The 16195-nt window shown below is 46.3% G+C and carries 16 protein-coding genes; all 16 read right to left on the minus strand.

The window, feature by feature from the left end; all coding sequences use genetic code 11:
- Positions 1 to 4 precede the first annotated feature (4 nt).
- The 16 genes from gcvH to metA all read right to left on the minus strand — a co-directional run bounded on the left by gcvH (position 5) and on the right by metA (position 16195).
- Positions 5 to 385, minus strand: a complete 381-nt coding sequence (gene gcvH / locus K0036_RS11110) for a glycine cleavage system protein GcvH (RefSeq protein ID WP_025643251.1) — start codon at positions 383 to 385, stop codon at positions 5 to 7.
- Positions 386 to 415: 30 nt separating this feature from the next.
- On the minus strand, positions 416 to 1504 hold the full coding sequence (gene gcvT / locus K0036_RS11115; RefSeq protein ID WP_220429740.1) for a glycine cleavage system aminomethyltransferase GcvT: 1089 nt from the start codon (positions 1502 to 1504) through the stop codon (positions 416 to 418).
- 253 nt (positions 1505 to 1757) lie between these two features.
- Positions 1758 to 3149 carry a dihydrolipoyl dehydrogenase gene (gene lpdA / locus K0036_RS11120; protein ID WP_220429741.1) on the minus strand — a complete coding sequence of 464 codons (1392 nt, stop codon included), beginning with the start codon at positions 3147 to 3149 and terminating at the stop codon, positions 1758 to 1760.
- A gap of 20 nt (positions 3150 to 3169) precedes the next feature.
- Positions 3170 to 4192 (minus strand): zinc-dependent alcohol dehydrogenase, encoded by a 1023-nt coding sequence (locus K0036_RS11125; RefSeq protein WP_025643248.1) that lies wholly within the window; start codon positions 4190 to 4192, stop codon positions 3170 to 3172.
- A 14-nt stretch (positions 4193 to 4206) separates the two neighbouring features.
- A complete protein-coding gene (rbsD, locus tag K0036_RS11130; RefSeq protein WP_025643247.1) occupies positions 4207 to 4602 on the minus strand; it encodes a D-ribose pyranase in 396 nt (131 codons plus the stop codon).
- Between the two features lie 24 nt (positions 4603 to 4626).
- Positions 4627 to 5790, minus strand: coding sequence for a dihydrolipoamide acetyltransferase family protein (locus K0036_RS11135; protein WP_220429742.1), 1164 nt, complete (start codon positions 5788 to 5790; stop codon positions 4627 to 4629).
- Positions 5791 to 5822: 32 nt separating this feature from the next.
- Positions 5823 to 6797: an alpha-ketoacid dehydrogenase subunit beta gene (locus K0036_RS11140; protein ID WP_310593058.1), complete on the minus strand. Its 975-nt coding sequence runs from the start codon at positions 6795 to 6797 to the stop codon at positions 5823 to 5825.
- Between the two features lie 24 nt (positions 6798 to 6821).
- A complete protein-coding gene (locus K0036_RS11145) occupies positions 6822 to 7778 on the minus strand; it encodes a thiamine pyrophosphate-dependent dehydrogenase E1 component subunit alpha (protein WP_220429743.1) in 957 nt (318 codons plus the stop codon).
- 17 nt (positions 7779 to 7795) lie between these two features.
- Positions 7796 to 8584: a hydroxypyruvate isomerase family protein gene (locus K0036_RS11150; protein WP_220429744.1), complete on the minus strand. Its 789-nt coding sequence runs from the start codon at positions 8582 to 8584 to the stop codon at positions 7796 to 7798.
- Positions 8581 to 9501: a ribokinase gene (gene rbsK, locus K0036_RS11155; RefSeq protein ID WP_220429745.1), complete on the minus strand. Its 921-nt coding sequence runs from the start codon at positions 9499 to 9501 to the stop codon at positions 8581 to 8583. Before rbsK ends, K0036_RS11150 begins: the two co-directional genes overlap by 4 nt.
- 91 nt (positions 9502 to 9592) lie before the next feature.
- Entirely contained in the window at positions 9593 to 10012 is a 420-nt protein-coding gene (locus K0036_RS11160; protein ID WP_025643241.1) for an RbsD/FucU family protein, read from the minus strand.
- 21 nt (positions 10013 to 10033) lie between these two features.
- The gene (locus tag K0036_RS11165) at positions 10034 to 11074 is read right to left on the minus strand and encodes a substrate-binding domain-containing protein (protein ID WP_220429746.1); all 1041 of its coding nucleotides are present in this window, start codon (positions 11072 to 11074) and stop codon (positions 10034 to 10036) included.
- 124 nt (positions 11075 to 11198) lie between these two features.
- Positions 11199 to 12155, minus strand: a complete 957-nt coding sequence (locus K0036_RS11170; protein ID WP_220429747.1) for an ABC transporter permease — start codon at positions 12153 to 12155, stop codon at positions 11199 to 11201.
- Between the two features lie 26 nt (positions 12156 to 12181).
- Entirely contained in the window at positions 12182 to 13678 is a 1497-nt protein-coding gene (locus K0036_RS11175; RefSeq protein ID WP_025643238.1) for a sugar ABC transporter ATP-binding protein, read from the minus strand.
- A gap of 48 nt (positions 13679 to 13726) precedes the next feature.
- A complete protein-coding gene (locus K0036_RS11180; protein ID WP_220429748.1) occupies positions 13727 to 14746 on the minus strand; it encodes a LacI family DNA-binding transcriptional regulator in 1020 nt (339 codons plus the stop codon).
- Between the two features lie 528 nt (positions 14747 to 15274).
- Positions 15275 to 16195: a homoserine O-acetyltransferase MetA gene (gene metA / locus K0036_RS11185; RefSeq protein ID WP_220429749.1), complete on the minus strand. Its 921-nt coding sequence runs from the start codon at positions 16193 to 16195 to the stop codon at positions 15275 to 15277.

Below are 16195 nucleotides of genomic sequence, written 5' to 3' on the forward strand. Positions count from 1 at the left end.
CTTCTTACTCTTGCTCGCTGTCTACAAACTTCTCATATTCCGCGGCAGTCAGAAGTTCTTCTTTCTCCGTGATTTCTCCCACCTTGATAAGCCATGCGTCATAAGGCGTCTCGTTAATGGCTTCCGGCGTATCCAGAAGTTCCTCATTGACCTCGCATACGGTTCCTGATACCGGTGAATACACATCCGAGACTGCCTTGACAGACTCCACATCTGCAAATGCCTCTCCGACAGTGACCTCATCTCCCTGTTCCGGAAGATTTACGAATACCAGATCTCCCAATTCTGACTGGGCATAATCCGTAAGGCCGATTACAACGGCATCTCCTTCCTCCTTTACCCACTCATGTGATTTCGAATATAGCAATCCTTCCATTAATTCCATGACAATCGTCTCCTTTCATCTTTTCTTTACTTATTTGCTTCTTTTATAAAATGGTAATGCTACCACCAAAGCCTCAACCATCCGTCCACGGACTTCTACTTCCACCTTGGCTCCCTCTTCTGTATATGCGGCATCCACAAGCGCCATCCCAATGGGATAGCCAAGGAATGGGCAGTGGGTTCCTGACGTGGTATGTCCGATGACCTTTCCATCTACGTATACGTCCTGATGCTCCCTTATGATTCCCCGTCCGGTTACTTTAAGTCCGATCCGTTTTCTCTTTGGCTCTCCCCTGGCAATCAGCGCATCTCTGCCGATAAAGTCTTCTTTTGCCATCTTTACGGCAAATCCAAGCCCGGTCTCCAGAGGGGTTACCTCGTCATCCATCTCATGTCCATAAAGCGGCATCGCCGCCTCCATGCGAAGCGTATCTCTGGCGCCAAGGCCGCAGGGAATCAGGCCCTCTTCCTTACCTGCCTCAAGCAGGATATCCCACAATTTTTCGGCAAGGCCGGCATCCAGATATAATTCCACGCCATCCTCCCCGGTATACCCGGTCTTTGAAATAATGCACGGGATACCGGCCACTTTCCCCTCGAACACCGCATGATAGTATTTCTTTGGTATGTCCTCTTCTTCTGCGATCTTCCTAAGGATTTCCATTGCCTTAGGTCCCTGAAGCGCAAGCTGCGCATACTGGTCGGATACGTCCTTAAATGTCGCCTTACCAAGCTGATGCGCAAGCATCCATTGATAGTCCTTATCCTTATTGGCTGCGTTTACTACGATAAAATATTGATTGTCTGCCTTCTTATATACAATCAGATCATCCACGGTTCCGCCCTTCTCATTGCACATCGGGCTATACCTTGCCTGGCCATCTTTCATATTATCAAAATTGTTGGTCAGGATCATCTGGAGATTCGCCAGCGCATCCTCTCCCTCGCACAGAATCTCTCCCATATGGGATACATCAAACAGTCCTGCCTGTGTGCGGACTGCCATATGCTCTTTGATTACGCCTGTTGGATATTGTACAGGAAGAATATATCCCCCAAAAGGCACCATCTTGCCTCCGGCCTTTACATGCGCATCATACAGCGGAGTCTTTAATTCCATTCATTTTCCTCCTTTTCCTCTGATCTCTGCCCCAATATCTGGAAGGATAAAAAAACAGGGAAATATAACCATCCCTCCCTGGATCTTATATCTCCCTGTCATCCTTTCCCCTAAGCATCGTTCAAATCACTTACTTTTAATTGCTTGATTTAATTTGATTTCATTATACTCACGAGGAAATATTCTGTCAATATTTGTTTTATTTTTCACACTGTGATACTATTGACGCAATTTTCACAATTAAACAAAATACTTATCGGTTCATAATGTGAATTGCTCTATTCTGGGCTCCCATAGCGCACTCCCGTATTGCTTCCGATAAAGTAGGGTGCGCATGGATGGTGGTAATCAGTTCATCCGCCGTCACTTCCAGACCAATCGCCAGTGCCAGTTCGCCGATCATATCCGTTGCTCTTGGTCCTATTATATGCGCGCCCAATATCTCGCCAAATTCTTTTCCAAATATTAATTTTATCATACCTTCTTCTCCGCCCATAATCAATGCCTTCCCGTTTGCTGCTAAGGGGAAGCGCGAGATATTGATTGGTATGTTTTCTTGAACTGCCTCTTCTTCCGTCAATCCTACGCTTGCAGTTTCTGGCATCGTGTATATACAAGAAGGACTCGTTCTTCCTTCATAGCGGGAATTCTTCCCCATGGCGTTTTCTGCCGCGATCTCGCCTTGCCTGGATGCTGTATGTGCCAGCATTACCTGTCCCAGGCAGTCGCCTGCCACATAGATTCCAGGCACGCTTGTCTCCATTTTGCTATTCGCCACAATGCGTCCATGGTCATGAAGGATTCCTGCTGCATCCAGGTTCAATCCTGTCGTATTGGCACGGCGGCCTGTCGCAATTAAGACCTTATCAACAATAAACTGGGCATCTCCATCGGTTTTTTCTACGGATACGCAGGCGCCATCCCCCATTTGCTCTATTGATTTTGCCCGGGTATTCGTATATACCTCGATCCCCTTTTTTTGTATGATGGATTGATAAAGGCTGCTCAATTCTCCATCTATCATTGGAAGCAATCTGGTCATAGACTCAATCACAGTGACTCGGCTGCCCAAGGCGTGGTAAGCCGCTGCTAGTTCCATCCCGACCACCCCGCCTCCAATAACCAGAAGACTCCCGGGAACTTCCGAAAGCGCAAGCGCCTCCGTAGAGTCCATGCATGCAGGAGTATCTTTTATTCCGCTGATCGGCGGTATAGCCGGTACAGATCCTGCTGCCACGATAATCTTATCCCCTTTGATCCGCTTGGCTTTCCCGTTCGGAACTCTTACCTCCAGCGTCCGTGCATCCACAAATGCTGCTGTTCCAGAAATCACCTTTACTTTATTGGCTCTCAAAAGCCCGGCGACGCCAGAGGTAAGCTGCTTTACTATTTTTTTCTTCTTTTCCTGCACTTGCTTCCACTCTATATAGGGCGCGTCCACTCTTACCCCCCATTGGCTTCCATCTCGTATCTGCTCCAGCAGTTCAGAGACATGCAGGATCGCCTTGGTAGGAATACACCCTTCATTCAGGCAGGTGCCGCCCAAAAGGTTTCTTTCTATCAGAGTGACCTCTCCGCCTAGCTGGGCTGCCCGGATCGCAGCCACATATCCCCCTGGACCGCCGCCGATTACTATAATTTTCATAACCTTCCTCCTACATCTGATCACGCTCTTATCCTTGGATCTACCAAGACTTCTACACCTTCCCCGCGCCTTAATATGTCGATCGCCTCATGGATCTCTTCCAACGGCAGTGTATGCGTCACCAGGAAGTCCAGTTTCAGCACTCCGCTTGCCAATATCTTTATTGCGTGATCAAAAGACGCATTTGCTAGCCAAGTTCCAAGAACTCTGGCTTCTTTATAAGTAATCTGGCTTTGTATGACCGCGGGAATCGCAGCTGCGTTGTTTCCAAACAGTAGGACTGCCCCGCCTTTTCTGATCGCGTGGATCGCAGCCATCATCTGCGATCCTACCACATCAATCGCATAATCTGCGCCAAGGCCTGTCTGATCCATGATAAATGCCTGCGCATCCTCCGCTATCGGATCAATCGCATAATCCGCCCCGCATTTCAGGGCATATTCGCGCCGCACGGCATTTGGCTCCACAGAGATGATCGGATAAGCCCCGGAAGCCTTCATCAGCTGTATAAATAACATGCCTATCGGTCCCGCTCCAATGATAGCAACGCTTTCTCCTGGATTGACATTTATTTTTCTGGATGCATAGATGACGCATGCCAGAGGCTCCGCAAATGCAGCGATATGCGCGGGCATGTCTTCCGGGATCTTAAACGCCATTTTTTCGGCAACCCTTACGTATTCCGCGAATCCGCCGTCCACATCAATTCCCATTGCCTGTATGTTCTGACATTCGTTTGGAAGGTTTTTCCTGCAATAGACGCAGTTACCGCAATATTCATTGGGGTTTACCACAAATCTGTCTCCCTCTTTAAAGGCTGTAACGCCTTCTCCCACTTCTACGACCTTTGCCACCAGTTCATGTCCCAGTATGGTTCCCGGTGTTGCCGGATATCCCGGCGGCACATTGGTCATATGCACATCGGTTCCGCAGATAGAGCACACTTCAATTTCACCGATAATCTGGTCCGCTCTTTCTATGACCGGCTTTTTTACATCTTTTAATACTAATTTTCCTTCTCCTTCAAATACCGCAGCTCTCATGTCTTTCACCCTTTCTAAAACGTAACGCCGGACTGCAAGATAATGTTGGCATAGGGTCTATATTCCCCCGTCCTGATCACCGCTTTGCTCAATTTTGTCTTCTCTTTGAATTCTTCATGGGGAATCTCCTCTATCTCAATATCGGCAAACACGTTCTTAAGCGTGCCATATAAATCGGCATTTTTCGCTTTTATCTCGCTGGCAATGATGACTTTTTCCACGCACAGTTCTTCCAGTACGACTTTGAGGGTATCCTCAAATGTTGGAACGCCTTTTTTTAACGCCAGGTCAATCCTTCTTACATTCTCAGGAACTGGCAGTCCGCAGTCGCCAATCGTAAGCATGTCCGTATGTCCCATGCCTGCAATGACGCTGGAAATTTCCTTATTTAACAAACTTCCTTTTTTCATTGTTCTCCCTCTTTTTTAAGTTGATTAAAGAGCCAGCCAGGCAACCTCTTCCAGCACCTCGCTGATTCGGGCCATGAATTTTGCAGCCGTCTCTCCATCAATCAGCCGATGATCGAAGGACCCTGTCAGAGTCATCATCGGCCGTATGACGATCTGCCCGTCAATTACAGCTGGCTTTTCTTTAATCGCTCCGATTGCCAGTATGCCTGCCTCCGGCGGATTGATGATAGCCTGAAATCCATCGATCCCTGCCGCCCCCAGATTACTCACGGTAAACGTGCCATCCTCGTACTCTTCAGGCATCAATTTTCCGTCCCTCGCCTTCTTTGCAAGTTCGAATGCCTCCTTTGATATTTCTAAAAGGCTCTTTTCTTCTGCATTCCGGATGACAGGCACCAGCAAGCCATTTTGAACGCTTACCGCCATTCCCAGATTTACGTGTGGAAAATATGCGATCCTATCATCAGACAGACGAGCATTGATGTCCCTGAATTCTGCCAGGACAAAAGCCGTACACTTTAGTATGAAATGGTTGATTGTGAGTTTATTGCCATTCTTTAGCAGGGCCCTATCAGAAAAAATTTTTTTCGCATGGAGCAATTGTGTTGCATCCACCTCGTTCTGGAAATACACATGCGGAATCTCTCTCTTGCTCTCTGCCAGCCTTTTTCCAATGGTCTTGCGCATAGCGGAGACTGGCCTATATTCCGCCACCTCCGGCTTTCGCTTCTCTATACATTCGATTTCCGGCTCACTTTTCCTTTCATCAAGAAAGGCCAGAATATCTTCCTTTTGTATCCTTCCTCCTGCGCCGCTGCCTTTTATATTTGTATAATCCACGTTATATTCTTTGGCCATTTTCTTGGCCAGCGGCGTTATAGATACTGGCGGCTTCTCAGAAATCTTTACCGGCGCTGGGCTTTGCGTTTCTTCCAGACGCAAGGCCTCTCCTTCTTCCCCGACATAGCAGCAAGGCTTGGTAATCTCTATCTCTTCCCCCGCCTGGGCCACAATTTTCAGCACGATTCCCGTCGCAGTGGCCTCTACATCCGTTACAAGCTTATCCGTCTCAATCGCAAATACCGGCATTCCTATTTCAACTTTATCTCCTTCTTTTACATACCACTCCGTTATAAGCCCGCTATGCATCTGCAATCCTAATTTGGGCATATTTATCGATACTGCCATATGATCACTTCTCCTTTTTTCGTGTACAGCATTTAGAACATTTCCCGTACGGCTTTCACGATTCCTTCCACGCTTGGCAGCACAAAGCTCTCAAGATCAGGGCTAAAAGGCGCGGGACAATCGGGACTTCCCAGCCTCTTTACGGGCGCATCAAGATAATCGAAAGCCTCATCCGCTATGATTGCCGCTACTTCCCCGGCAACGCCGCAAGTTAGCCATGTTTCCTGCAGGCATAGCACTCGGTTCGTCTTCTTCACAGAATTCAGGACCGTCTCTTTATCCATTGGCTTGATGCTTCTTAGGTCGACTACTTCAACATCGATTCCTTCTTCTGAAAGTATTTCGGCAGCCTCAAGCGCAAAATGAACCATATAGGAATAGGTTACGATCGTAATATCCTTTCCTGTACGCTTGACGTCCGCGCTTCCCAATGGGACGATAAATTCCGGGTCATCCGTAACTTCTCCCTTTTTCTCATAACATTGCCGGTGTTCCAAAAAAATAACGGGATCATCCGATCGGATTGCGGCCTTTAGCATCCCCTTCGCATCTTGCGGTGTCGATGGACACATGACTTTTAATCCAGCCACGAAGGCAAACCAGCTCTCAAACATATGGGAATGCTGCGCCGCGGCTGCCCCGAATCCTCCGCAGGGGAGCCTCATAACCATAGGAACCGAAAGCGCGCCTCCTGACATATATCTCATATTTGCGGCTTGATTCACCAGTTGATCGGATGCAATCGTTACCCAGTCCCCGAATTGCAGTTCCACAATGGGCCTTAAGCCTGTTGCCGCTGCTCCGACAGCAACTCCCGTATATCCAGCCTCCGCAATTGGCATATTTACAATGCGTTTTTCGCCAAACTCTTCGCACAGGCCAGTGGTAACGCCAAATGCGCCTCCATAGTACTGAAGATCCAGTCCCAGGCAGAATACATTCTCATCACGCCTCATTTCCTCCGCTATTGCTAGTCCCAGTGCTTTTGAATACGACATGTAACTCATAATCTTACCTCCTTTGCTCTCCGGCTAATTTGCATATACATCGTCAAATACGGTATCCGGACTTGCTTTCGGGCTGTTTTCAGCATAAGCGACAGCAGCCGCGACCTCTTCATTTACCTCGTTTAAAATGTCATCCAGCTTCTCTTTTGTTGCCATGCCCTGTCCGATCAGCCGTTCTCCATATACTTTTAGTGGATCTTTTTCCATCCATTCCAGAACCTCTTCTTTAGGCCTGTAGTTATCCGGCTCGCCTACAAAATGAGTATAATGCCGATAGGTCTTGCATTCTATCAGAGTCGGCCCTCCGCCTTCTCGCGCTTTTGCTATGGCTTCTTCTCCAGCTTTCTTGACCGCTTCAACGTCATTTCCATCTACAATCACTCCCTCTATGCCATATGCTTTTGCCCGATCGGCGATATCTGCCACTTTACGCACCTTTCCTTGATAAGTGCTCACTCCGTAAAGATTATTCTCACAAACATACACCACCGGCAGATTGAACGACGCGCCGATATTGATGGCTTCGTGAAATGTTCCCTGGCTTGACGCCGCATCTCCAAAGAATGAGACTACGACCTTTCCATCCTCTTTATATCTTGATGCAAATGCCGCGCCAGTCGCTATAGGGATTCCTGCTCCTACAATTCCATTGGCGCCCAGCATTCCAACCTCAGGTGCCGCGATATGCATGGAACCGCCTCTTGCCTTGTTATATCCCGTCTCCCTCGCAAAAAGTTCTGCCATTGCCCGATTCATATCCGCGCCTTTAGCCAGTAGATGGCCATGTCCCCGGTGCGTGCTTGTGATATAATCATCCTTATGCAAATTGGCACAGATGCCGACGGCAATTGCTTCTTCCCCTACATACAAGTGGAAAAATCCCGGAATTCTTCCGGCCATCGACAAATCCCTGACCGTCTCCTCAAAACGCCTAATTCTTAACATCTCTTTATACAAGTGCAATCTGTTCTCCGTATCCATATTCTCCCTCCTGCTTTCTACTTCAAGTCTGCCAGCGTTCTTGTGCAGGCTTCCATGCTCTCTATCCCTGACGCCGCAAATTCGAATCCTATGTACTTATCGTATCCGCTTTCCTTTAATTCCTTAATAATTACAGGATAATTAAGTTCCCCAGTGCCTGGCTGACATCTTCCGGGCACATCCGCAATATGGAAATATCCAAATGTGTCTTTCAGTTCCCGGATCGTAGATATGATATTTCCTTCCATAATCTGCATATGATAAGCATCATACAGCAACCGGATCTTCGGATGGCCGACGCTTCGTATCAGTTCCGCCCCGTCCCTGCTGTGGCACAACGAATACCCTCTGTGATCTACAAGCGTATTCAGCGGCTCTATTACAAATGTAATTCCGCTTTCTTCCGCAATTGGTACAAGCGCTTTTAATATCTCAAGCGTTGCCTCCATCTTCTCTTCTTTTGTAATTACGTAGTCCGTCTCAAGTACCGAGCGGTCTTCTTTCATAATATCCGACATAAGGAATAAATTCTTGGCGCCCAGATATTGCGCTGTTTTTACGGATTCTCTGACTCCCTCCATATAGATGTAGAAATCATTTGCGTCTACCATGCGCCCTTCTATATTTCCCTGCATAATTGCCAGTTCCATGCCTGTCTCATTTAACGCCTTCTTAATGCCGTCAATATCTTTGTCCTGCCAGCACCAGAATTCAATACAGTCAAACCCTGCCTCTTTGGCCTTATAAATTCTTTCTACAAACTCATACTCTGTGAACAATAGTTCAATACAGCAAGAATATTTCATATCCCACGACCTCTCTTTAAATCATTCATGAATAATTCAACTTCTTTATGCGTTGGCATCGAGTCCTGCGCCCCCATTTTAGTTACTGCAAGGGCTCCCACCGCATTTGCGTATTCCAATGCTTTCCTGTCCTCATATCCTTTCGCACGAGCCACTGCAAAGCCTGCGTTAAAAGAATCCCCGGCGCCGGTAGTATCTGCCGCCTTTACCTTAAACCCTGCGATATAATCCATTCGATCTCTATTTATAAAATAACATCCTTTCGCCCCTGCCTTCTTAATGACATTCTTTACGCCGGCGTCTAACAGTTTCCTTGCCCCTTTTTCCATATCGTCTTCACAGGCTATTTTTTTCAGTTCTCCTTCATTCGGCGTAATAAAGTCAATACATCGCAGCAACTGGCCATCGCATGGTGCGGCGGGCGCCGGATCTAGAATGACTTCAATCCCTTGTTCGGCACAGTATTGCGCGGCCCTCTTTACGGTTTCCATCGGGATCTCCAGCTGCAGCAGCACCAGGCCGCATGTATCCAGGAACGGCTGGATCTTTTTTATATAATCAATGTCGACATGCTTATTGGCCCCTTCTTGGATAACAATATAGTTTTCGCCTTCTTTATTGACGTGTATGACTGCAATCCCTGTGTTAACGCCTTGGCACGTCTCGACATGCCTTATATCTACGCCGGAGTTTTCCAGTACTTGTAATGCCTGCTTTCCGTAAATATCATCCCCGACTTTACCGAACATGACGACATCCGCGCCCAGCCTTTTGGCAGCCACCGCCTGATTTGCCCCTTTTCCTCCGGGACAAGTACGAAATTCCAGCCCTTTCACCGTTTCCCCCGGCTCTGGAAATTGCATTACGCTCGAGACAATATCCATATTAATGCTTCCGATTATTGCTATTTTTTTCATATTTGCAGCTCCTTTTTGTTTTTATGACAGTGGAGAGAAATTCCCTCCGCTGTCATTGGCAAAAAGTAAAAGAGTATTCAATAAGCCTCCTTTATTTTGTCCTTACTCCGACCGTAAGAATGATACAGCAGTAAAGGCGCAAATCCCCAGTCTGGATTAAAAGTCCTGTTTCTGGCTTCATGCATTCCGCGCGGAAGTCCCATCTCTTTAATTTTTTAATCTCCATGCCTTCTGGAAGTATTTCCCTGTACTCCGGAAAGACAGGCGCATCTTCCATCGTATCCATGACTGGCGCAGCGGCCGATTCGATATTGACCGCCTTAACGATCTCTTTTAGCACATCCGTAACTTTCATTTTATCTGGTGCAAGATTTAAGAATACTTTTTTCGCCGTATCCGGAACGCCTATATCCGCCGGAAAATTTCCATCCGCAATTACGATATTCGTGCCATGTCCTGCCTCTGACAGCGCCTTAAGTATTTCGGGATGAATAATGTCGCCATAAATCATAATAATCTCTCCTTTGCTACACTACTTGTCGTAATTTTCAATAAACAGATCCACGTTATCTTTGGTTACTTCAATATAGCCTGTATTGGTATTTCTTGGGATGCATGTAACGCCTGCCTGCTTATCATCCTTCGTCAGAGGGATGTTATTATGTACGTAATCATATAGATATTGTCCGCCGAGCCATCCAAACAGTTCTCTTTTCTGTACGATAAGCTTTGAAATCACGTCAGGCTTTACTAAATCCAAGTGCTCTGGCTGGCCGTCTACGCACGTAATCTTAATCTTGCCTACCTTATCAGCCTCTTTGACCGCCTGGCCGATTCCAGGTCCAGATACGGATGCAAATCCGGCAATGCCAGCGATATCCGGGTATGCGCTCATAATATTATTCGTTGCCTCTGCTGCGCCTTCTACGGTTGCATTATCCGTAAATGTGCCTACGATCTTAATATCTGGATATTCTTTTTCCATCGTATCTGTAAACCCTTGGAATCCTTGTGACTGATTCTGAAGCCCTACTACGCCGATCATCGCAACTTCGCCCTTTTCTCCAATCAATTCTGCCATTGATCGTGCCTGCGCTACGCCAACTTCGTACCAGTCTGAGCCGATATGTCCAAGCGGCTCTGCTCCTGGCACTTCTCCATCAAATGTTATAATCGGAATACCTGCCTTGACGGCGGAATTAACAGCCACCGCGATCTGCGGGTCAGATCCGTTGCAAAGGATGCCGGCCGGCTTGCTTGCGATTACCTGCTCCAATGAGGTTACCTGTTCTGCCACATCCCATTCCGTAGGCCCAACGATGGAAGTCTTCACGCCTCTTGCCTTCCCCCATGCTTCAAATGCCTTATACTCGTGATCCATAAAGAGCGGCATCGTCGTCTGTACGCTTACAAGAACATATTCTTCATTCGAATCCGCTTTTTCCTCCGTCTTTTTGTCTGATGCATCCTGCGCATCTCCTCCTTTTTGCTCGCACCCGGCAAGTGCAGCCAGACACAGGCATAATGCTAACAACATTGCCATTACGCTTCTTAACGCTTTTTCTTTCCTCATACCTTTTCTCCTTTTCATCTTAAATACTTTTTGTTTCTTTATCCTTCGTACGGAAAATCGCCAATTCCCGATCCCCCTTTCCCAGATTTATTCTCGCCTCGCCTGGCGAAAGCCAGCCCGTACGTTACGCTGACTTACGGTTTACAAAGGAATCCAGGCTGACCGCCAGAATCAGAATGATTCCAAGGACAATATCCTGCCAGAACACCGTGACTCTTGCAATAATCATGATGTTATTCACGAGTCCCATAAAAACACTGCCCAGCACTGCTCCCAGCACCGTCCCTTTTCCTCCCTGCATGCTTGCTCCACCCAATATTGCAGCCGTTATAGCCGTCATCTCAATTCCCTGGCCAGCCGTCAAATTGGCCGCTCCCATTCTGGATGTAAGAATAATTCCGGCCAGTCCGGACAAAAAAGCGCAAAGCACAAAACCTATAATCTTCATTTTCTTTACGTTAATTCCTGATAAGAACGCCGCTTTGGGGTTGCCGCCTATGTAATAATATCGTTTAAAAAATACGGTTTTCGAGCTTAGCACCCCGAGTAATACCGCGATCACGATCATATACCAGATTGGCAGGCGCAGGCCTAGAAATTTTCCCTGCCCGATCGCATTAAAGGCTTCTGGGAATCCCATGATCCCTCTGTCAACAGTGATAAGCGTCAGCCCTCTGACAATTCCCATCATAGCTAATGTCTGAACCATTCCATTAATTCCTACTTTCGTTATCAGCAGCGCATTTGTCAGGCCGACCAGCACCGCGCATATGAGCCCCGCAAGCGTCGCAAGGAGGAAATTCGCATTTACCTCTACCATTAACTTTGCAGCAACGCCGCCGGATAACGCCATCACGGATCCGACTGAAAGATCAAAATCTCCGGAAATCAAAAGAAGCATCATTCCTATTGCTACTATTGTATTTGTCGCGACTCCCAGCAGAATCCTGGAAATATTGTCAAAGGTCGCAAAACTTATGGGCCAAATAATCGCCGACGCGATACAAATAACAACAACCGTGATTCCCAGCGACATCGTCCGTTCTTTCAATAACTTGACTGCAATTCCTTTTTTACTCATGTCTAACCCTCCACAAAACTATCTCTTTACAATCCTGAGGCATACCTCATGATTTCTTCTTCCTCAACTGCATGTCCCTTTCCACACCGCAATTCTCCTGTCACTTCCCCATTCCACATAACCAGCATTCTATCGCTTAAGAGCATGGCTTCCGGAAGTTCGGATGAAATCATTAATATTGCAGTTCCATCGCTCGCCAATTTCCTCAAAATCTCATAGATCTCCTGCTTCGCCCCTACGTCCACGCCCCGTGTCGGCTCATCTACAATCAATATCTTTGGATTCACAAGCAGCCATTTCGCTATTACTACCTTCTGCTGGTTTCCACCACTCAGATTAATAACCCTTCCTTTTATAGATGGCGCTGCAATATGCAGTTTTTCCTTATATTCTTCCGCGATAGCGGATATTCTTCGCTTATCGATGAATCGCCTTTTTATGATTCTTTTTAGGTTGCCGGACACGACATTCTCCTCAATGCTCATTTCCAGAAATAGTCCCTGCAGCTTGCGATCCTCCGGCAAGTATCCGATACCATTTTTTATGGCTTCAAGCGGGGATCCAATCTGCACTTTCTTTCCTTCCACATATATCTCCCCTGTACAGCTTTTATCTGCCCCGAATATTGCCATTGCAACTTCTGTCCTGCCTGCTCCGGCGAGGCCGACGAGAGAAAGTATCTCTCCTTTTCTCAATGAGAAATTAATATTGTGAAACCGACTTCCTCTAAGAGATTTGACATCCAGAACCACTTCATCCCTGACTGTCGACTCGAACTCGTGTTTTTCCAGCTTCCTTCCAACCATCATCCGGATAATCTCGTCGATATTAATATCGCTGGCATTTGTTGTTCCCTGGCACTTTCCATCCCGCATTACGGTAATCCTGTCTGCCACCTCGAACACTTCTGTCAGCATATGCGATATGTATATGATGGATACGCCCTTGCCAGTGAGTTCCTTTATGAGCGAGAACAATAATTCCTTCTCTGTTTCTGTAATCGTCGCAGTCGGCTCATCCAGCAGAAGAAGCTGTGGATCCTGCGATAAAGCCTTTGCGATCTCTACCATTTGCTGCTTCGCCGGAGGAAGTTCCCCGACCAAAGTTTTGGCGCTGATGTTTCCAAGATTAAGCGTTTCTAAAAACTGTTCCGTCATTGCGGTTAATTTTTTAGAGTCTATAAGCTTGAATCGATTGACAGGCTGGCGCGCGGCAAAAATATTTTCTGCTACATTCAAGCCATCGATCAGGCTTCTTTCCTGATATACGATCGATATTCCAAGATCCTGCGCACTTTTCTGACTTTCTATCTGAACTTCTTTCCCTTTCCAGAAAATGCTACCTTCGTCCGCTTTATAATTTCCGGATATGATATTCATCAGCGTACTCTTTCCAGCGCCATTCTCTCCAACCAATGCATGGACTTCTCCTTTCTTGATATCTATGCTTACATGATCAAGCGCTTTTACGCCGGGAAACGATTTGCTTATCTGTTCTAAATGTAAAAGTATTTCCTGCTCCATATTTCTCCTTCCTTTCCATACAACCCTCTAACTTTTACGGTGTCCGTTTCATGTGCCTGGCTTAGCCGTACTTTTTCTTACGATCAGTTCCGGCTGGAATGTAATGCTGGAATAATTCTTTTTGGGACTGTAAATCGCCTGAATGATCAGATTCAAGGCATCCTGCCCCATCTTATATGCAGGCTGGTGTACCGTGGTTAGCGGCACTTCCATCAGTTCTGAAAACTGCAGATCATCATATCCCACCACCGATAAATCTTCTGGTATTTTTCTGCCGCAAAGCCTTGCCTGCTGATAGATGCCATATGCCATCAGATCGTTGCATGAGAAGATTGCCGTGATATCTTCCTCAAACAGTTCCTTTGCCAGCGCAAATCCAGACTTCGTATGATAGTCTCCCTCCTTGATATAGCCGGTGTTAAAAGCAACATTATACTCAATCAAGGCTTTCAGGTATCCATAGTATCTCTGCTTGGATGATTGGGCACCCAAAGGCCCGGTAATACATCCGATCTTACGATGCCCCAATTCCAGCAGATGCTTGGTTGCCAGATAGCCTCCTACTTCGTTATCCGTAATCACATATACAGAATCATGGTGCGGCACTACCCGGTCCAGCAGGATTACTGGCTTTTCATACTGGCTTAAGATCTCAAAACAGTCTTTTGCCTTGTTGTCTTCTGCATTGACCGCCATCGCAAAAATAATGCCATCTACCCCTCTGCTGACCAGCATGTTTACGTATTCCACATCGCTTGACGGATTGTCGTTGGTATTGCATAGTATCAGATTGTAGCCCAGCCTCTGGCATTCTGCCTCTGCCCCCTTTGCGATTTCCGCAAAAAACATGTTCGTTACATCTGGTATGATCAGGCCAACAGTTTTTGTCTTTTGGGTAACCAGGCTTGCGGCCATCTGGTTCGGCATATACTGCAATTCATTTGCAACGTCCCATATTCTCTTGCAAGTATCCGGAGGTATTCGATGGTTCTTATTATTAAGAACTAAAGATACGCTTGACACCGAGACGCCTGCCTTTTTTGCTATATCTTTAATCGTTACTCTCACCTTTGTCCCTCCTTTCTTTTTATTATCCTTTTCGGCTTAAATAATCTTCCTTGAATAGTTTGAATATTTCATAAATATTCGGTAAAACGTTTTATCCAATTATAAATTGTTAAAACATTTTTGTCAATGGTTTATTTTGATATTTTTGTGCATTTTGCCTTAAATTTCAATTTTTATCTTATATATTTATACTATTTTACCAACTATTTTTTCCTCTATATGCCCATTTTGCACTATTTTTAAGGATTATTTTTAAATTTTTCCGTCATTTCGTTTACCAACAGTGGTAAACAAATTTTACTAATTTTCAGTTTATTTTTTGAGTTTTCTTTTATTATCCACATTTCAAATTCGCGCAAAAAAAGAACCCTGAAAATTCAGAGTTCCTTCAAAATCCGACAGATACTATTTTTTACTCCTATTTATCCCTGGTTTATACCCCCATTGTACTCCCAAATTTACGATAAACGATGATATTTTACGGTATTTTATAAAAATCTAAAATTTTATAACCCTTAGAAATCCCCCTTAAAACGGCGTTCCGTCCAAATCATAGGGCGTAATCTGGTAAACGTAATAATTCAGCCAGTTGGTATACAGATTGTTGGCTGTGGCACGCCACGTAAGGAGCGGCTTATTCTCCGGATTGTCATCCTCGTAATAGTTCTTGGGCATCTCGATCGGCAGGCCCTTGCTAAGATCCCTTTTATATTCCCCGTCCAGAGTCACGCGGTCATATTCCGGATGGCCCATAACGAAGATCTGACGGCCTTCTTCTGCCATTGCAAGGAACAGCCCTGCTTCTTCTGATTCAGCCAGCACAGTCAGGCGGGGTTCCGCATGAATCTTCTCCATCGGCACATCCGTATGTCTGGAATGCGGGGCAAGGAATACATCATCGAAGCCTCGAACCAGCGGAATCTTGCGGTTCATCACCTTATGCCAGAACACGCCGAACAGTTTGTGGTCCAGTGCCACCTTATCGATTCCATAATGATAGTAGAGGCCTGCCTGGGCTCCCCAGCATAGGTGGAGCGTAGATGTCACATGGGTCTTGCTCCACTCCATGATTTCCTTAAGTTCCTGCCAATAGTCCACGTCTTCGAAAGGTATCTGCTCCACCGGCGCTCCAGTAATGATGAATCCGTCAAACTTCTTATCTCTTACTTCACTGAACTTCTGGTAGAATTTATTCAGATGGCTGGTTGGCGTATTCTTGGACTCATGGCTGGATACGGTGATAAACGATACGTCCACCTGAAGGGGCGTATTGGATAAAGACCTCAGTATCTGCAGTTCCGTGTCTTCCTTAAGCGGCATAAGGTTAAGAAGGCCGATCTTGATCGGCCGTATATCCTGATGCGTTGCCCGATGTTCATCCATCACAAATATATTTTCTCTTTCCAATATCTCCTTTACCGGGAGATCATTCTGAACTCTGATTGGCAT

The sequence above is a fragment of the [Clostridium] scindens genome, assembly GCF_019597925.1.
GTDB lineage: Bacteria > Bacillota > Clostridia > Lachnospirales > Lachnospiraceae > Clostridium_AP.